The following is a 14,974-nucleotide window of genomic DNA, read 5'->3' on the forward strand; positions in this document are numbered from 1 at the left end:
GGTTACTTCAGACCTTCCTTAGCTGGGAGTACTGCCGCGAGCCGTACTCTAGCAAAGCATCTCTCTGAAATGGTGTCTTTGACTTGGCTATCTGTTCAGCGAGCCGCTTCGCTGAAGGGGCCAGGTGGAAATGATCCGGTTGATTTGAGGTTGGATGATTTCTCGAATCGATTGGTTAGATACCTTTCCTCTTTGAGTAAGCAGGTGAATGCTCTGCATGAGCGTTTTCAAGAACATGTATTCTTATCTTTGCTGGTCAAGGAGAATGACAAGGTGGCAGCCCTTCCTGGGCGTGAGAAGGTCGACAGTGAAAAGCAGGCACTCCTACAAATATTTTCTGAATTTAAGTTGGACAAAAGAAGTTACCAAAAGAAGCTAGATGGACATTTTGGTATGCTGGAGGATCTCCGAGGGCGATGGGGTAAAAGTACAGATCTCAAACCGGCCGACTTTATGGCGATTTTCTCCCTGCACAGAATCGAAAGTACCGTGGATGTCTGGGAGGGTATCACCAAAGAGAAAAATCGGATTGTTTCTTCTCGGGATCTTTTCTTAGCTATACTGAATAAATTGCTTTTGAAGAAAACCATTTCGCTCAATGAGCGTAATGAGTTAGTGATTAAGACTGAATCTGGAAAAATTTTGAAGCCCTCCCAGCTTTCTTCTGGGGAAAAGCAGATCATCGTTATTCTTGGTGAGGCTTTGCTGCAGGAAGGTCAAAGCTTTATATATATGGCAGATGAGCCTGAGATTTCGCTTCACGTAGCTTGGCAAGAAAGTTTGGCAAAAAATATAAAAAGCCTTAATCCTGCCGCTCAGATTGTCTTCGCTACCCATTCCCCTGATGTGGTCGGGGCCAACCAAGATCGTTTGATTCACATGGATCGCTGCGTGAAATGACATTTACAAGAACTGTGTCAGGTCGATCGAATTTGCCTGCGTTTTTGGGCGTCAGTATGGTGGTCTATACAGAGGGTGGCGAGTTCAATAAAGAGAAAAAACAAAGCGACTGTTCAATTGATGCGGTTTTTTGGAAAGGATTTTTTTCACGATTTTTACCAGGTCTGAGTTATGAAATTAGACCTCTTGGCTCAAAGGATAATTTATTGCCTTATGCTCAAGATGTTGCCGCATCAAAAATATCCAATACCATAGTGGCTATGGATAGAGATCATGATCATCATCGCCATTGTTTGATTGATCATCCGTTTGTTCTCTATACATATGGTTACAGCTGGGAGAACGATGCTTGGCAAGCTGAAGCTATTATCTCTAAGCTTGAGAGAATTTCTGTGAAAGGCGTTAGTGCTGAAGCTGCAGAAGTGATTAGAGTTAAGTGTCGTAATTTTTTGGTGGATTTCAATAGGTTGATTTTTGTAGATGTGCTCTGCTCGCTAAAAAGGGTGCAGGGAATTCATCGTGAAAAATTCTGGGCGTATGTTGATGTTCGTGATTCTAATAGATATAGAGTCAAGAAAGAATCTTTTAGGAAGTTAATTGGCACCATTAAGTCGGGTAGAGTGGAAAAATTTCAGTTTAGTGGTTGCGATAGGGTTGTGGCAGCCCGCGACTGTTACGGTAAGTTGTGGGCAAAATTTTTGTATGGGATTTTTTGTGAGTGTTTTCGTGATGTTACAGGTCAAAAAAATCTGAATAGAGAAATGGCGGATGTATTGGTCGCTGAGCATTTTCAGTATACGGATCTAGACAAGGATCCGGATTTGAAAAATTATTATCAGGGTATGGCCTCGGCTTTGCGTGCACGAGTCGCTGATGCTACTCGAATATAGAGGTTGATCTGTGGGGTTGTCTGTGGTGATGTCTTTATTTTTTGATAATTTTGAATGCGTTTTTGTCATTCTCATGGCCTGGAGATAAGGCAATGCTAAAGTCCCCTTGTTGGATCTCGATAGTTTTGCGGGAGTCATTAGTTGCAATGACGATTCCATCGAGAATCCATAATTTTGGATCTGTTTAAGTGGCTAGATGCAGGTTGGAGTTACTTGACCAGTACGAGATGTGAATTATCCGCAGGCAGGGCAGCGAAAATATCTGTTGAGCTGTTCAGTAAGTATCCATTCAGAATGTTCGTTTTGCGAGGACCTCTCACAGTGCAAGCCCAAATGTTTTGCCCATTAGACCTTTTCCGATGAATGCCCAGTTTCTCAAATTGACGCTGAACGCGCCGCCAATGCTCGATCTGGTTGCTTCCATCAGACTGCTCCGGTTGCTCGGCAGCATAGCGCTGGAAAATGCCCGGTGTGACCAGGAAGAAAGTACCGTCCACCGTATGGACCTTGGCCTTACTGTCGTTGATCACTAAGCGATGACTGTTAACTCCCTCGCGCAGCCACTCGATAAAGGCCTGCCCCACGGAATACTGTGGTGGAGGAGTGGCAGATTGAGCCATCTCAACAGCTGATCCACTCTCGCGTTCGCCCTGCACTTGCAACATGTCCATAAGGTCGTCGAGGTAGTCGAATTCCTGATTCTGCAGCACGGCGCCGGCTTGTTTTGCTTCTGGTGTTGCAGGCGGCTGATCCGGGGCCGACTCGTTGGTTTCGCTGGTCGGTAGTGGGCCATCCATCATCGGCTCTACCGTGCCGCTAAAGTAATCTGGCCTCGGCTCATTGGCCCAGATCAGGCTCGGCTGCAGGCGAAGAAAGGTAAAGCGATGTTGCCAGTCATCCTCTGAAACGGTGGCGCTCCACACCGCTTTGCCCTCTGGTGTCACATCCACCAGTCCATGCGACTGCAGCTCATCGAACAAGGCAATGTTGGAGGAGGGGATGCCATCCACTGCCTGGGCGAGCAGGTAAGCGCGCAGTTTGTCGGTGGCGGTCTTGCTGACCAGCCACAGATGGTCTTGGGTAAGCCAGCCAGCCGCGCCGGGCTGGTTGAATTTGAACTCTTTTTTGGCCAGGTGACGCAGGCCTGTGAGTAGGTGATGCTGCAACGAATGTTTGGGTGCCTGCAGGGCTTTGGTGGGATTGGCGCCGATGTTCTGCGCGGTGGAGACCCGGTCAGCTTGTAGCACCAGTTCCCCGAGGGTGCCGGCGTGCTCGTAGTGATTGGCCAGCAGGAACAGTAGGTGTCCCCACAGGATTGGATAGTTGCTGAGCCAGTCAAGCTGACGGGATGTCAAAACTTGTGTGTACAGCAGCCCGGTGGCGGCGCCGTGAAGCTTGTAATCGCGGCCGGCTACGTAGCGAAAGCGGTAGGGCAGGGTCAGAGGACCGTGCCAGGGGTGCCACACCTCACCATTTTCATACTCGACCTGCAGGTCGACGGCAATCTTACCAATGTCGTGAAGCAGGGCGCCGTAGGCAATCGCCGCGCTCCAGGCGTCGGCCTGGGCGGCCTGGTCTTCCGGTGCGGCGCCGCTGGGTAGCAGGTACGACTGGCGCAGCTTCAAACGTAACCGATCCATAAACCCCACCTACCACAAGGTGGAAGCCAAGGTTACCGTGGCATCTCTGGCGAACAGTTCCATGGCAGCAGCGCTTCGTAGGCTGCTACCGATGAGGCGTGCGGCAGTCGCTCCAGGACGTGGCGCAGCCACGTATAGGGCTCTTGGCCGTTGACCTTGGCGGTTTCGACCAAGCTGTAGATCTGCGCGCTAGCCGTGGCTCCCTTGGGCGTGTCACTGAACAGCCAAGCTTTGCGCCCGATCACAAACGGCTTTATGGCCCGCTCTGCCAGGTTGTTGTCGATCGGCAGGTGGCCCGCCTCGACATACCGCTCCAAGCGGTTCCAGTTGTTTGCCAGGTAAAGCACCGCCTTGCCCAGTACGCTTTGCGGTGTCACCTGTGAGTGCGTCTTGTCGAGCCAACTTTTCAACTGCTCAAGGATCGGCAGGCTTCGTTCCTGACGACCGATGAATCGCTGTTCATCGCTGGCATCCTTGAGGTCGCGTTCGATGCCATACAGTTTGTTGATCATCGTCAGCGCAACATCGGCGCGACCGGTCTTGCCCTTAGGCTGCACCTTCTGCGCTTCGACGAATTTACGCCGGACATGCGCCATGCACGCCAGTCGTTCAACGCCCGGCTGTAGCGCCAACGCGTTGTAACCGGCGTAATCATCGGTCATCACGTAACCGCGATAGCCCTCCAGCAGGCGCAGCGGCACCTCCTGCGCGCGGCTGGTGGTGTAATCGAACAGCACGACTTGTCGATCAGGCGGGCCACTGGCCTGCACCCACATCCAGGATTGACTGGTCGGATCACGATCCGGCTCTTTGAGCACCTGCACGCGAGTTTCATCGCAATGGATCACCGGGCTTTCCAGCAGGCGGTCACGCATCAGGTTCAGCAGTGGCTGAAAGTGTTCGCTGCACTGGATGACCCAGCGGGCCAGGGTTTGCCGGGGGATCTCGATACCATGTCGGTTCAGCACCGTTTCGAAGCGGTGCAGCGGCAGGCCATCGACGTACTTGGTGGTTAGCAACATCGCCAGCACGCTGGGACTGGCCATGCTCTTTTCAATCAATTGGGCCGGCTTGTCAGCGGTGACCGGCGCGGTTTCGCAGCCACGGCAGCCATAGATTTTGCGTACGTGTTTAAGCACACGGATCTGCATCGGCACGATGTCGAGTTGTTCGCTGGTTTGCTCGCCAACCACGTGTTTGCGGCAACCACAGGCGCAAGTCAGTTCGTGCTCGGGCAAGTCATGAATGACTTCAATGCGTGGCAGGTCAGCCGACAGTGGCTTGCGTTTGCCGCGCTGCTTGCTTGGCGCAACAACTTCTTCGTCGGCATCATCAGCGGTAGGTACCCACTGACTTTCGGGTTCATTGAACAACGCCAGTTGGGGCGTGTTGGACTCGACGGTTTGCTCGGACTTGCGATTGAATAATCGGTCACGCAGCAGCTTGACCTGTTCTTTAAGGTCGACGATCTGACCTTTGTCGACCGTGCGCTCGGCCAACAACTGCGCAAGCAGTAGTTTGAGCGCGGCAGGGTCGTCAGGAAGGTTATCGGGCACTGAAATCATGGCCCGGATTATACCCGGTCAGGCGACGAAACGAGGAGTCAAAACCTGATGCGGACGGTTGCGCCAGAGATCGAAACCGTCGAGTAGCCAATTCAGTTCCTGGACGGTCAGTACGATAGCTTCGTCGGTCGCGTCGGGTGAAGTTTTGAAACGCTCGGCTTCGAGGCGCTTGAGCCAAAGGCAGAAGCCGTTGCGCTCCCAATACAACACCTTGATGCGGTTACGGGCTTTATTGAGGAAGACGAAAAGTACCGGGTCGAACACGGCGACCTTGATGTCCAGTTCGACCAGGGCAGTGAGGCCGTCGATGGACTTTCGAAAGTCCACGGGCTTGGGGTAGAGGTAGACTTTTTCGACTTTGCTGTCGGGGCGCATCATGGCGGGCTGGCTCCAGAAAGAAATCGGGAGCACAGCATCGGGAATCAGGTGGACGGTTGGAATGTGGGGATGATGGATCCCTTACCTTCAAACTGCAGGCCACCAGTTCCAGCCCATGGTCCAGCATGCCGCCCGGATAGGCATGGTGGTGGCTTTCGCTGGCGGGGAGTTGCTGTACATAGCTGGCGTAGCGGTGGATCGGGTCAAGGTAGAGCTGATTGAACTGCGGCTCGGAGAGCGCCGTGTATTGCCAGATGCGCTGCAGCAACTTTTTCCGGTGGTCGGCACAGAGCAGGGATTCGGCGAGTAGTGGGAGGAGAAATCCCTCGGGCGCTGGAGCGAGTATGGGCTCCGCAGCATTGCCTTTTTCATGCTTGAACCACCAGCGCTTCATCGGGTTACCTGCTTTGTATTCAGAAGGTCCTTTTGCCTTTTCGGATAGGCCTCTTACCCTTGTGCCCCCTTACCATTGCCGCCGTTACCCTTTAACGCCTTGAGCCTTTTCGCGAACGCGAAAATTCGAAGCCTGGCGCATCGGGTTACCTGTGGTACCGGAATGACCTGTCCTTTTCCTGTGAGGTAGACTGTCCGGCATTATTTCGAGGAAGGTGGCCTGATGACGTTGAGCGATGCCATTTTGATCGTGCTACTGGCTGACCGGATTCATGGTACCGATGCTGCCATTCGATCGGCCGCCACGCGCTGTGCGAAACAGCTGCCACGCAGTCAGCGCGATATGTTGTTCAAGATCGGCAACAGTGCCGCACCTCGTGAACTAGTGGGGCACCTTTGCCAGTTCTTGCCGGACTGATTAGTCACATGGATATGTGCACATTTTGAGGGATGAAAAGTTAGCTGGAGAGTCAGTTAACGCTCGGCTAGTAGTTGTGCCTCAGGTAATATCGCCGCACATGCCCCAACCCTAGGAAAGATTTCACATGTCCAAACTTGCCGAATTCAAAGCACTGGAAGCTCAACTGGCTGCTCAACTTCAACAGCTGGACGCGATGAAAAACGATTCCGGCCTGAAGCAGGAAATCGAGTACGGCATGAACCTGCGCCAGGTCATCACCATTCTCGACCCGTCCAAGGGCGCAAGCGTGAGTACTTCCAGCTCCACCGCCGCTCAGCGCAAGCCGCGTGAGGTCAAACGCTACAAGCACCCGCACAGCGGCGAGATCGTCGAAACCAAGGGCGGCAATCACAAGATCCTCAAGCAGTGGAAGCAGGAGCACGGCTCGGATGTCGTCGAGAGCTGGCTGCAGTAATCGCTTGCTCAATTGCAGCGGCCGATGGTCGGCGTTGCAGGCAAAACAAAGGCCCCGGTTGGGGCCTTTCTATTTGAAGTGAAAAGTCACGCCGTGAGCCGTTCGGTCGTCTCGCTGGCCTGATCCAACTGCAGCGCCAACAGGTACTCGGAAGCCTCACGGGCCAGCCCACTGGCGCGGAAGATGGCTCGCTTATCCTCCTTGAGGATCTTCAACCAGGACGCCAGGTACTCCTCATGGCGTAACTCGCCCTGGGTGCCGGTGAGGGCGCAGAGAAACGCTGCGCCCATCTCCGCGACCAACTCCTCGAAGGCGTACGCCGCAGAGCCGAATGCGTGTCCGCCTGTGATGCCTTCCCGGTTGAGGCGGGCGTGGTGACCCGACCAGTGCGTCAGCTCATGCAGCGCGGTCGCGTAGTAGCTGCCGACGTCCACGAACTGGGCCTTGGTGGGCAATTGAATGAGATCCCGGATCGGTAGATAAAACGCGTCATCCCCGTAGCGGTGTTCGATGCGTGCGCCGCTGGCGGCCAACAGACGCTCGGCAGGTGCATGATCGATGAATGCCATCGGATCTTTACCCTCGTCGTGGTACTGCTCGTCGTTGGGTAGTCCCTCGGTCTGCTCGATGTTGAACAGGCAATGCGTTCGTAGCAGTGCGAACTGCACCATCTTGACGTTACCTTGCTCATCACGGACGACCTGGCCGTCTTCGTCGTGTGCTTCCTTGCTCATGGGTTTGTACAGCACTGCGAGGGTCGATTGTTCGCCCTTGCGCACATGCCCACCGGCTTTCCGTGCCTGGTTGTAGGTGAGCCAGCGATCCTGGCGGTACCCGCGCAGACGCGCTTCGGCCCATAGCAGTGGAATGTTGATACCGGCATAGGGGCGCCGGGTAATCGCGTTAATGGGGAAAGGTGCGTCAACACTTGAGCCTGAAGTGGTCCAGGGTTTGATCCACGGGATCACCCCCTGATTCAGAGCGTTGACGATCTTGTTGGTGACGTCCAGGTAGATATCGGACATGGCGTTCTCCAGTCAAGGAAGGGGAACGCTGCCCGGCCGGGAAGGGTTCCCGGTGGGGTAAGTGGACAGTGGTAGGGTGGGCGTTCAGGCCGATGAGATGTCCACACCGATCTCATGTGGCAACCTGATATGAAGAAAAACAGGGCCGGTTTCTGGCGTGATGTGAGTTACCTGAAACTGAGTGACTGACGCCGAGGAGCGTGATTCACTCTGGGAAGCTTGATCGAGTAGCAAGTCGAGCGATTGGCGCAAGTGGTGATCTACCGAAGCCAGAGCGATGCCCAATACGGTCTGCAAGCGCTGTCCTGATTGCTCAACTGTGTCAGTAGCCGTACCAACCTCGGCGATGAATTGCCATACCCCTGGGCTCAGGACAATGGCAGGTAAGGAGCGGTTATTCCTGGACACTGGTGCCTCCCGGGAGCTGATCCAGCGATGGCCTCCAGGAGCATCCCGGGTAAGTTCCATCGCCACCGCGCTCACTGAAAACTTGGCGTGTCCAGGCATTAAAACGCGCTTGCTCGTGGGGTCAACGCCTAATCCAGCCTGCCTTGCAGGTCGAGTTTCCAGCCGCTTCCAGCGAAGTTTTTCCATCCCAAAACTTCAGATGAATCGCTCGCTGTTGTTGGCGTGGAGATTGAAAGGAGCGATGTCCCAGAGAGGCACAAATTCGTGCTTCCCTGGAACATCGCATGTGTCTCCAGAGCAGTCAGGATTTCCCGGGCAGGGCAATCTCAGCAGCGATGTACAGGTGCGTGGATGTGGCCTCAATCACCAATGCCCCGTCGGTGCCGCGTAGGCTTTCCAGAACGGGATCATCAAGGTCGAAGTACTCGGCAAAATCGTCGCCACCGAATTCACTGCGAGCGCGATTCCACCAGGCGTCAAAGTCGTCGACGTCAGGGTTGCAACCCATGGCGTAGGCAATGTGTTTGCGGCTACTTCCGTCGGATTTGCTTTCGCCGAACTCGGACATGAGGTAGACACCGTGGTCTTTGACCCCTCCAGGCAGTGCGGAGGAATGCCACCCATGCGGGAAGAATTCCCAGCACGGAAATGGAAAAGGAGCTTCAACGGAGCAGGGCTCAGTGAGGCCGATGTAAAAGAGCGCTCATCACCGCGGGAGCGGTAACCGGGCGAGCCACCGAACGCTAATCGCCCTTGGGACAACCGTCACGGGAGTGACGTGGCCTTGAAGGTTGAGGCCACCTGGGGTGCTGGAATTCCAGCGCTTGCATGTCCGGTGTATCAAGCGGGCCGGCATTGCGTCAATGAAGATTTTCAGGGGGGCGTACTGCGTCAATCCATGCGGTGCCACTGGTGATCAGCAGCGTAAACCAAGTGATCAACGGTCATGGAAAACTGCGTGAGAGGAGTAAGCTAAGGCTTGGATCCAAATTGTTTAAAGCGGTTTGACCGCACGTGCGGTGAAGTAAATGGAGATAGGAAAATGGCGACTCCAGCGTCTTCAAACTCCAACCGGACTTCTTTCGGCAAGTATTTGATTCGTGCCGCAACTCGCGCGGGTCGATTGGTGAATCAGCTAGAAGCCAGCGTGCTGCATTCACCGATGTTGGCGAGCGTGCCGTTTGGGTATCGCCGGCTCGGTATGCAGATTGTTAAGGTGATTCTTTTGCTTGCTGTTGCATCAGTTGCATTCTTCCTGGCGGTCGGAATGGTAGCCCTATGGGCGTTTGCCGCGCAGCCTATTGAAGCGAGTGATGATGAGCCCGATGTATTCGAGGTTAGCCATCCTCAGCATCGTTTCAAGTATCCAGAAATGTACGACGAACACGGATCACTTCGTTAACTGATTACTTGAGCTTTTGTACGCTTCCAACAACTTGTGATGTTCCCTTCCCAGCTTGGAGTTTGGCACTCTCTGCACCTTGAGTAAGAAGGCTCTGGACGTTGCTGCCAACGTTGTACCCCGCCCAACTCATGGTTCCCAGAAAGAACATCGGGAGCACCAAAAACATCGCCCCCATCACGTACTCGATCACCTGTGCGGTGACCGTCCCATCCATGAACCCTGCCGTTGGTAATGTTAAAAGCGCCTGGTCCGTGACAGAGACCTGGTGATACAGCGTGTCGAGCATGCTCGAGTCGATCCAGCGGGCCAGCTCCCACCAAAACGTCAGCATGTGTAGGGTGAACAGCGCGAAGGTAATCGTCATCAGCGCTTTGAGCTGATAGGTGCTGATCAGCAGCACCAGCGGCAGGCTGATGATCGTGCCCATGATCAGGAAGGCCTGCACCATTGGCAGTGCCGCACGCAGCGCATTCATCGCCGGGAAATTGCTGAACGAGCCCAAGGCCAGGCCGGTGTTGGTGGCCAGGTTGTTGAGCCCCTGTGTCAACGATCCACCTCGGGCACTGCTGCCATAGTCCTGGAACACCTGGCCAGGCGCCATGCTCAATGACTGCTGGCGCGGGCTCACCAGTTCACGCAGGGTAGCGTTTTCGATTTCGGTGGAGCTGTGTCCGGTCAGCCAACCGCGCAATTGCGTGAGCAGGTTTGGATCGACCTCGGCGACCAGGCGGTCGCGCAAGCCGACCGTGGCATCGCTCCACCACTGCTTGCAGGTTGGGTAGCCCGCACCGTTGTCCAACCGGGGCAGGGAGGTGTCTCGCGTCTCGTCATATGGCCAATCAACCCGGGGCGTGCGCGAGCGATCCGTGTCGTAATAGCCCGGCGTGTCGAGTAGGTAAGTCGAGCCAATCCAGGACGCATCGTAGCTCTGCGATTCGTCCAGCTCGGGGCGGTTAGTAAACAGCCGCGAGCGCGAATAGCCATAGCAGTCGCGGGTGAAATCGGCGACTTCCTGTAGCAGCACTTGATCGTTGATCCGTGAGCTGTCGATCTCCATGCGCATCGCGCGGATGTCGGGTGCGCAGGGGATGGACGCAGTCGCTGCAGCGGTGATGCCTTTGCTCATGGCATGCACCAGGTACCACCACACCGGCACGTTGGCGGATTTTTCGCCAATGGTGTTGAAGGTCATGCCCCAGGCCGTGTCTGTGGGCTTGGCCATCGACACCCCACAGCGCTGGCTCGCCGCATCGTCGAAGGTCACGGAGGAGAGGTTCAACGGGAAAAACGGCATGCAGCCAAACAGGATGACGACGTAGCTCATCCACAGGCGGTTCTCGACGCGGGGGATCGACAGCAAGCCCTTGTTGCCCTCGTCGGCGCCCTGTTGGCGGGCCGACAACCATTCCTGCAAGATGATCGCGCCAAACGGCGCGGCAAAGAGTCCGGTGTCCGCCAGCGTGTTCCAGATCCCGTTGTTGATGATCCACGCCAGCAGCGACAGGTAGTACTCGAGGTAGCTGTTGGTGCTCATGTTCATGACTGCACCTCACACTCGTGACAGTTCGACCAGGACGATCGAGCCAAAGCCGACCAGCCCCAAGCGCATGAGCCGTTGCTGGTCTTTAGGTAACGGCCGCGAGCGCAATGCTGTGGTCCAGCCGGCGAAGATCAGGCTGTATAGCAGAGCTCGCCAGTAGGCGAAGTAGGGCGTATTCCCCCGCGCATCCTCGAACCAATCGACTTGGGGGCCGTTCAGTTGCAGCGCCATCCAGGCAACCAGCAACGTAACGATCATTGAGCCGAAGATCAGCAGCACTCGGGCAACCGTGCTCCTCACAGAACGCGGCATCATGGCGTGCTCCTTCCTTGCTCCGCATGATGTAGGCGGTCTGGCTGCGGATCGCGCTGGTCGATGCTGCGCGAGGCATCGGCGCCGCCGGCGTGGCGATCAAGGACCAGGCTGGCGGTGTTGGTGGCCAGGGCTTGGCGCACCTGCAACTCGGTTTGCAGCAAGCGGATCTCGCGCTCCAGTGTTTCGACATTGCTGTTGAGGGCAGTGGTAGCGGGTTGTGCCGACGCCACATTGGGTTCGTGGCTGCCGGCGAGCAGCGTGCGTTGCAGCAGCATCGCCTTGTAGATCACGCTCGACAGCGCGGTCTCGCTGGCCAGGCGTCGGGCCAACAGGTTCTGGTCGGGATCATCGCGCAGGCCCTCGATGACCCCACGGGAGACCTGCAGCAACGGGCTGGAGACTTTGCCCAGGTTCTCCGGCGTGGGCTCCTCTGCGCCCGACAACATGCGCTGCAAGCCTTCAAGGTGCTGGGTGTAGGTTTCCTGGATCAATGGCGTGAGACCTGCACCCGCGCTGACGCGCAGCGTCTCGCAGTCATCACAGGTCTCCACTTCGGTCTCACCGAGCACACGTGTGGCCCACTCAGCGGCCTCGTCGGGGCTCCCCCAGGCCTGGCAGATTGCGCCGTTCTGACAATTTGAGCCGACGGCCGAGGTGTCCTCGACCGAACGGTTGTGCAGTAGGTTGTAACCCGCCTTGACCACGTCCGAGGTCACTCGGATCGGCGCCTGGCCATAGCCGCCGGCCTTTTGCCCGCCGACCCAGCTGACACCGTTGTTGCCGTTGTTGGATTCGGTGTCCTTCACCGCGGTCACGGCATCACCGTCGGACTGCTCCAGGTTGTGCTGCATTTCCTGGTTCTGTGCCAGTGCTCCCCAACCGGCCTGATCCACCTTGTCAGCCATCTTCGCCGCCATCGCCTGGCAGGTGAGCTTGGAGCGGTCGAAGTCGATGCGCCCCTGGAGCACGCCGTTGCTCAGCAGCTCATACAGCCCGGGATTGGCGCGCTGGATGATCATTGCCGGCAGCGACATCACCGCCTGGGTGGCGTTCTGGATGACGTTGCCCATGATTTGTTGGAAACCCTGCGTGGCACCATTGAGCTGGTTCTGCAGGGTGTTGGAGAGGTTCATGTTTCCGCACATCATGTTCGCGCGCCAGGACAGGCCTACGCCGAGTCCGCTGGGGCGGTAGAGCGAGGAGGGCGCGCCCACCGCCGATCCGCCACCGATGGTGTACATCACCCGATCGTCCAATACCTGTGCCTGGTCGCCCAGGTGGTAGCCACTCTCGGCGGCGTGGCCAGCGGCGCACACGAAAAGACATACCAACCCGAACGAGAGGGTGTTCATCACTGCCCTCCATCAAAGTCGATGCTGAACAGAAAGGTCTGTCCCATGCGTTGGCAGCACCTGTACGGGCGCCACAGCGACCAGGCGTAGGCGCCCTCGGCACTCTGGAGGGTGGCGCTCGGGAAGATGGCGCAGGTGCTCTGCACCATCGGAGTGAGCAACTGCCAGCGGTGGTTGTTGATGTTGTTCTCCATCACCGGCTGCGGCGGCCAATATCCGGGCGCTGGCATCGGCTGCAACGGTAGGTAGACGTGCGGCTGGCCAACGCGGGTGATGAAGTCGCTGGCGCGCTGCGCCATCACCGCGGCGGCCTTGAAGTCATCGGGTTGTACCAGGAATCCCTGCCGCGGGTAGACGCTACCCCACATGTTGCCGAAGGCCTGGCTACCGATCTCGCGCATGCCCGGAGTCAGCGCCTGCGGGTAAACGGACTCGGGGATGGCGTGGCGCCAGGCCAGCGGATCGAGCGTGCTCAGGTAGTAGGGCGCAAGCGGCACCGCCCCGCTCGGACACGCATAGCCGAAGCCGAAACTCTGGGCCAGGGCCGTCAGGGCAGCGCCGCCGGGATGCCCGATGCCGTCGACATTCTTGAAACGGGGCAGGTTGTCGCGTTGCGACGAGGGCGTGATCAGGTTGCCCCCGCCTTGCGACAGGGGCGTCGGTACCGAAAGGGCAGACATCTCGCCCCAGGGGTTACTGCCGGTGTTGGAATAGCTCGACACCACCAACTCGGGAATGAAGTGCCGGACCTTGGGTGAGGTTCGCACTGTGCAGCCGAACGGCGTACACAGTAGCCAATAGCAGATCCCGACGATTCTGTACTCCAGACACTGCAGCGACGCGACCGAGGCAATGATGGCGGGGGTGGTCAGTGCCAAGCATTGTTCGGTGAGGAACATCGTGAGAGATGCGGCAAATATCCGCTTGGCATTTCCGCGCCTGCTGCTGCGATGTGCTCCGGAGTGCCGACCTAGAGAGACCGATCTGTCTAATGAGTCTTTCATAGCTATACCCAGCACCTAATCGATGTAACGACGACGGCGTGGTTGAGTGTCTGAGGTCTGACTCACGCGGTGGACCAACTAAATGAGAGCCGAAGCATCGTTTTTGCAGGTTCTCAAGCCAGCGTAACGTCCGAACCTCGGGGCATGGGCAACGAAGGCAAGCTGTTTTAGGGATAAGCTTTACTACTGAAAGGGGAGAAGACGTGGTTGCTATGGGCACGCACCTGGAACACTGGTCTAGAAACCTGCGGGTGGTGACACTCGTGCTGTTGCTTGCTGCGCCAGGGGCTGACGCCGATCTATTTGATGATATCCCAGGAGCACGCTCCATTGGGGCAGGCGAGTTTCGCTGGTTTGGCCTTACTATCTATGAGGCTCGTCTGTGGAGCCGCCATCCTAAGCCGACGCTAGACACCGCTTTGGCCCTGGAGGTCACGTTCCTGCGTGATGTCAGCAGAGCCACGCTTGTCGAGATGCTTCAGGACGAATTCCGCCGATTGGGCGGCGACAAGCTTGAGGAAGAGCAATTGGCGAAATGGAGCTTTGAGATGCGCAGGGCGTTTGGCGATGTTCGGGCGGGACAGCGGCTGATAGGGGTGTACCTGCCTGGGCGCGGTTGTCGTTTCTATGTGAATGATCAACTGAGCCGAGAGGTGCTTGACCCTGACTTCGCCCGAGCGTTCTTCTCCATCTGGCTAGATGGCAGAACACGCTTTCCAAAGTTGCGGCGCGCGTTGCTGGGCGATTAACGAATCCGAACATGCGAAGGCGCGATGGGGGACAATCAAAGGGTTGCATTATGACCAGTTGATTAGCGATTTATTTCGAAAATGGCAGCTGGCGTTGACCTCTTGTCAGACGGTACCTTTCAGGGCCGGTATAGGCGGTTGCGAAATGGGGGGCGTTCGCTATCGTGGCATTACACGCTCCGTATAAAACTAAAGTTATAGGAGGCGACATGAGAATTCGCGGTGATGTGTTTTGGGATTGGGCGGATCAAACGCTCCATCATCGCACTCATGACGAGACCCTTGACGACGGAACCTTTATCGACGTCCAGGTGCGATTGTCGCGTACCGGCAGTACGCAAATGTTCATTGGCGTATACGCGCCACAGGGCATGGCGGTACATGAGGAGGCTTTTGACTCGCGACCCGGCGAATCGATGACGCGGGCGTTGGCATGGGGCGTTGGGCGTGCCAGACGGATATCCCTCGAACATGCTTCCACCGGAGACAGCCCTCTATCAAAACAAGGCTGAATGCCTTTGTTCGCCCCGCTGAG

The 14,974-nt window shown here is 56.5% G+C and carries 17 protein-coding genes and 1 pseudogene; 7 read left to right on the forward strand and 11 right to left on the reverse strand.

Annotated elements, in window-relative coordinates; translation table 11 throughout:
* The first annotated feature begins 204 nt into the window (after positions 1-204).
* Together Q9451_RS12385 and Q9451_RS12390 are read left to right on the forward strand one after the other, a co-directional pair.
* Positions 205-900 carry an AAA family ATPase gene (locus Q9451_RS12385; protein ID WP_175442689.1) on the forward strand — a complete coding sequence of 232 codons (696 nt, stop codon included), beginning with the start codon at positions 205-207 and terminating at the stop codon, positions 898-900.
* The gene (locus tag Q9451_RS12390) at positions 897-1,790 is read left to right on the forward strand and encodes a DUF4435 domain-containing protein (RefSeq protein ID WP_139139546.1); all 894 of its coding nucleotides are present in this window, start codon (positions 897-899) and stop codon (positions 1,788-1,790) included. The genes Q9451_RS12385 and Q9451_RS12390 overlap by 4 nt, the downstream gene beginning before the upstream one ends.
* Before the next feature lie 209 nt (positions 1,791-1,999).
* Here Q9451_RS12390 and mobH read toward each other — a convergent pair whose 3' ends face one another.
* The 4 genes and pseudogenes from mobH to Q9451_RS12410 form a co-directional block, all read right to left on the reverse strand.
* Positions 2,000-3,430: a MobH family relaxase gene (gene mobH, locus Q9451_RS12395; RefSeq protein WP_345960935.1), complete on the reverse strand. Its 1,431-nt coding sequence runs from the start codon at positions 3,428-3,430 to the stop codon at positions 2,000-2,002.
* 32 nt (positions 3,431-3,462) lie between these two features.
* The gene (locus Q9451_RS12400) at positions 3,463-4,995 is read right to left on the reverse strand and encodes an IS66-like element ISPpu15 family transposase (protein ID WP_013971142.1); all 1,533 of its coding nucleotides are present in this window, start codon (positions 4,993-4,995) and stop codon (positions 3,463-3,465) included.
* 18 nt (positions 4,996-5,013) lie between these two features.
* A complete protein-coding gene (tnpB, locus tag Q9451_RS12405) occupies positions 5,014-5,373 on the reverse strand; it encodes an IS66 family insertion sequence element accessory protein TnpB (protein WP_009687920.1) in 360 nt (119 codons plus the stop codon).
* 79 nt (positions 5,374-5,452) lie between these two features.
* A pseudogene (locus tag Q9451_RS12410) lies at positions 5,453-5,767 on the reverse strand (TraI domain-containing protein); the annotation flags it as partial.
* A 222-nt stretch (positions 5,768-5,989) separates the two neighbouring features.
* Between Q9451_RS12410 and Q9451_RS12415 the strand changes: the two are divergent.
* Both Q9451_RS12415 and Q9451_RS12420 read left to right on the forward strand, forming a co-directional pair.
* Complete coding sequence (locus Q9451_RS12415) at positions 5,990-6,184, forward strand: hypothetical protein (RefSeq protein ID WP_016488103.1); 195 nt, start codon at positions 5,990-5,992, stop codon at positions 6,182-6,184.
* A 127-nt stretch (positions 6,185-6,311) separates the two neighbouring features.
* Positions 6,312-6,641, forward strand: a complete 330-nt coding sequence (locus tag Q9451_RS12420; RefSeq protein ID WP_016488102.1) for a histone-like nucleoid-structuring protein, MvaT/MvaU family — start codon at positions 6,312-6,314, stop codon at positions 6,639-6,641.
* An 86-nt stretch (positions 6,642-6,727) separates the two neighbouring features.
* On the opposite strand, the gene Q9451_RS12425 is transcribed toward Q9451_RS12420, so the two are convergent.
* From Q9451_RS12425 to Q9451_RS12435, 3 genes are all read right to left on the reverse strand, one after another.
* Complete coding sequence (locus Q9451_RS12425; RefSeq protein ID WP_016488101.1) at positions 6,728-7,666, reverse strand: zincin-like metallopeptidase domain-containing protein; 939 nt, start codon at positions 7,664-7,666, stop codon at positions 6,728-6,730.
* A gap of 84 nt (positions 7,667-7,750) precedes the next feature.
* Positions 7,751-8,260, reverse strand: a complete 510-nt coding sequence (locus Q9451_RS12430) for a hypothetical protein (RefSeq protein WP_139139547.1) — start codon at positions 8,258-8,260, stop codon at positions 7,751-7,753.
* Positions 8,261-8,375: 115 nt separating this feature from the next.
* Positions 8,376-8,678: a DUF3085 domain-containing protein gene (locus Q9451_RS12435; RefSeq protein WP_200867647.1), complete on the reverse strand. Its 303-nt coding sequence runs from the start codon at positions 8,676-8,678 to the stop codon at positions 8,376-8,378.
* 438 nt (positions 8,679-9,116) lie between these two features.
* Here Q9451_RS12435 and Q9451_RS12440 point away from each other — a divergent pair, with 438 nt between their 5' ends.
* Positions 9,117-9,476 carry a hypothetical protein gene (locus tag Q9451_RS12440; RefSeq protein ID WP_016488099.1) on the forward strand — a complete coding sequence of 120 codons (360 nt, stop codon included), beginning with the start codon at positions 9,117-9,119 and terminating at the stop codon, positions 9,474-9,476.
* A gap of 4 nt (positions 9,477-9,480) precedes the next feature.
* Here the strand turns inward: Q9451_RS12440 and Q9451_RS12445 are convergent, their stop codons facing one another.
* From Q9451_RS12445 to Q9451_RS12460, 4 genes are read right to left on the reverse strand one after another with little or no spacing between them, the layout of a single operon-like run.
* Positions 9,481-11,019 (reverse strand): conjugal transfer protein TraG N-terminal domain-containing protein, encoded by a 1,539-nt coding sequence (locus Q9451_RS12445; protein WP_016488098.1) that lies wholly within the window; start codon positions 11,017-11,019, stop codon positions 9,481-9,483.
* Between the two features lie 9 nt (positions 11,020-11,028).
* A complete protein-coding gene (locus tag Q9451_RS12450) occupies positions 11,029-11,334 on the reverse strand; it encodes a hypothetical protein (protein ID WP_016488097.1) in 306 nt (101 codons plus the stop codon).
* Positions 11,331-12,686: an integrating conjugative element protein gene (locus tag Q9451_RS12455; protein ID WP_016488096.1), complete on the reverse strand. Its 1,356-nt coding sequence runs from the start codon at positions 12,684-12,686 to the stop codon at positions 11,331-11,333. Before Q9451_RS12455 ends, Q9451_RS12450 begins: the two co-directional genes overlap by 4 nt.
* Positions 12,686-13,585, reverse strand: coding sequence for a TIGR03756 family integrating conjugative element protein (locus tag Q9451_RS12460; protein WP_016488095.1), 900 nt, complete (start codon positions 13,583-13,585; stop codon positions 12,686-12,688). Before Q9451_RS12460 ends, Q9451_RS12455 begins: the two co-directional genes overlap by 1 nt.
* A 317-nt stretch (positions 13,586-13,902) precedes the next feature.
* Here Q9451_RS12460 and Q9451_RS12465 point away from each other — a divergent pair, with 317 nt between their 5' ends.
* Positions 13,903-14,439 carry a chalcone isomerase family protein gene (locus tag Q9451_RS12465; protein WP_016488094.1) on the forward strand — a complete coding sequence of 179 codons (537 nt, stop codon included), beginning with the start codon at positions 13,903-13,905 and terminating at the stop codon, positions 14,437-14,439.
* Positions 14,440-14,648: 209 nt separating this feature from the next.
* Positions 14,649-14,951, forward strand: a complete 303-nt coding sequence (locus tag Q9451_RS12470) for a hypothetical protein (RefSeq protein ID WP_016488093.1) — start codon at positions 14,649-14,651, stop codon at positions 14,949-14,951.
* Positions 14,952-14,974 lie beyond the last annotated feature (23 nt).

Source organism: Pseudomonas sp. NY8896 (assembly GCF_039634505.1).

What these genes read in the sequence shown, in the direction of transcription:
- Q9451_RS12390 (WP_139139546.1), top strand. Translation starts at nt 897, where the DNA reads ATGACATTTACAAGAACTGTGTCAGGTCGATCGAATTTGCCTGCGTTT.
- mobH (WP_345960935.1), bottom strand. Translation starts at nt 3,430, where the DNA reads ATGGATCGGTTACGTTTGAAGCTGCGCCAGTCGTACCTGCTACCCAGC.
- Q9451_RS12400 (WP_013971142.1), bottom strand. Translation starts at nt 4,995, where the DNA reads ATGATTTCAGTGCCCGATAACCTTCCTGACGACCCTGCCGCGCTCAAA.
- tnpB (WP_009687920.1), bottom strand. Translation starts at nt 5,373, where the DNA reads ATGATGCGCCCCGACAGCAAAGTCGAAAAAGTCTACCTCTACCCCAAG.
- Q9451_RS12415 (WP_016488103.1), top strand. Translation starts at nt 5,990, where the DNA reads ATGACGTTGAGCGATGCCATTTTGATCGTGCTACTGGCTGACCGGATT.
- Q9451_RS12420 (WP_016488102.1), top strand. Translation starts at nt 6,312, where the DNA reads ATGTCCAAACTTGCCGAATTCAAAGCACTGGAAGCTCAACTGGCTGCT.
- Q9451_RS12425 (WP_016488101.1), bottom strand. Translation starts at nt 7,666, where the DNA reads ATGTCCGATATCTACCTGGACGTCACCAACAAGATCGTCAACGCTCTG.
- Q9451_RS12430 (WP_139139547.1), bottom strand. Translation starts at nt 8,260, where the DNA reads ATGGAAAAACTTCGCTGGAAGCGGCTGGAAACTCGACCTGCAAGGCAG.
- Q9451_RS12440 (WP_016488099.1), top strand. Translation starts at nt 9,117, where the DNA reads ATGGCGACTCCAGCGTCTTCAAACTCCAACCGGACTTCTTTCGGCAAG.
- Q9451_RS12445 (WP_016488098.1), bottom strand. Translation starts at nt 11,019, where the DNA reads ATGAACATGAGCACCAACAGCTACCTCGAGTACTACCTGTCGCTGCTG.
- Q9451_RS12450 (WP_016488097.1), bottom strand. Translation starts at nt 11,334, where the DNA reads ATGATGCCGCGTTCTGTGAGGAGCACGGTTGCCCGAGTGCTGCTGATC.
- Q9451_RS12455 (WP_016488096.1), bottom strand. Translation starts at nt 12,686, where the DNA reads ATGAACACCCTCTCGTTCGGGTTGGTATGTCTTTTCGTGTGCGCCGCT.
- Q9451_RS12460 (WP_016488095.1), bottom strand. Translation starts at nt 13,585, where the DNA reads ATGTTCCTCACCGAACAATGCTTGGCACTGACCACCCCCGCCATCATT.
- Q9451_RS12465 (WP_016488094.1), top strand. Translation starts at nt 13,903, where the DNA reads ATGGGCACGCACCTGGAACACTGGTCTAGAAACCTGCGGGTGGTGACA.
- Q9451_RS12470 (WP_016488093.1), top strand. Translation starts at nt 14,649, where the DNA reads ATGAGAATTCGCGGTGATGTGTTTTGGGATTGGGCGGATCAAACGCTC.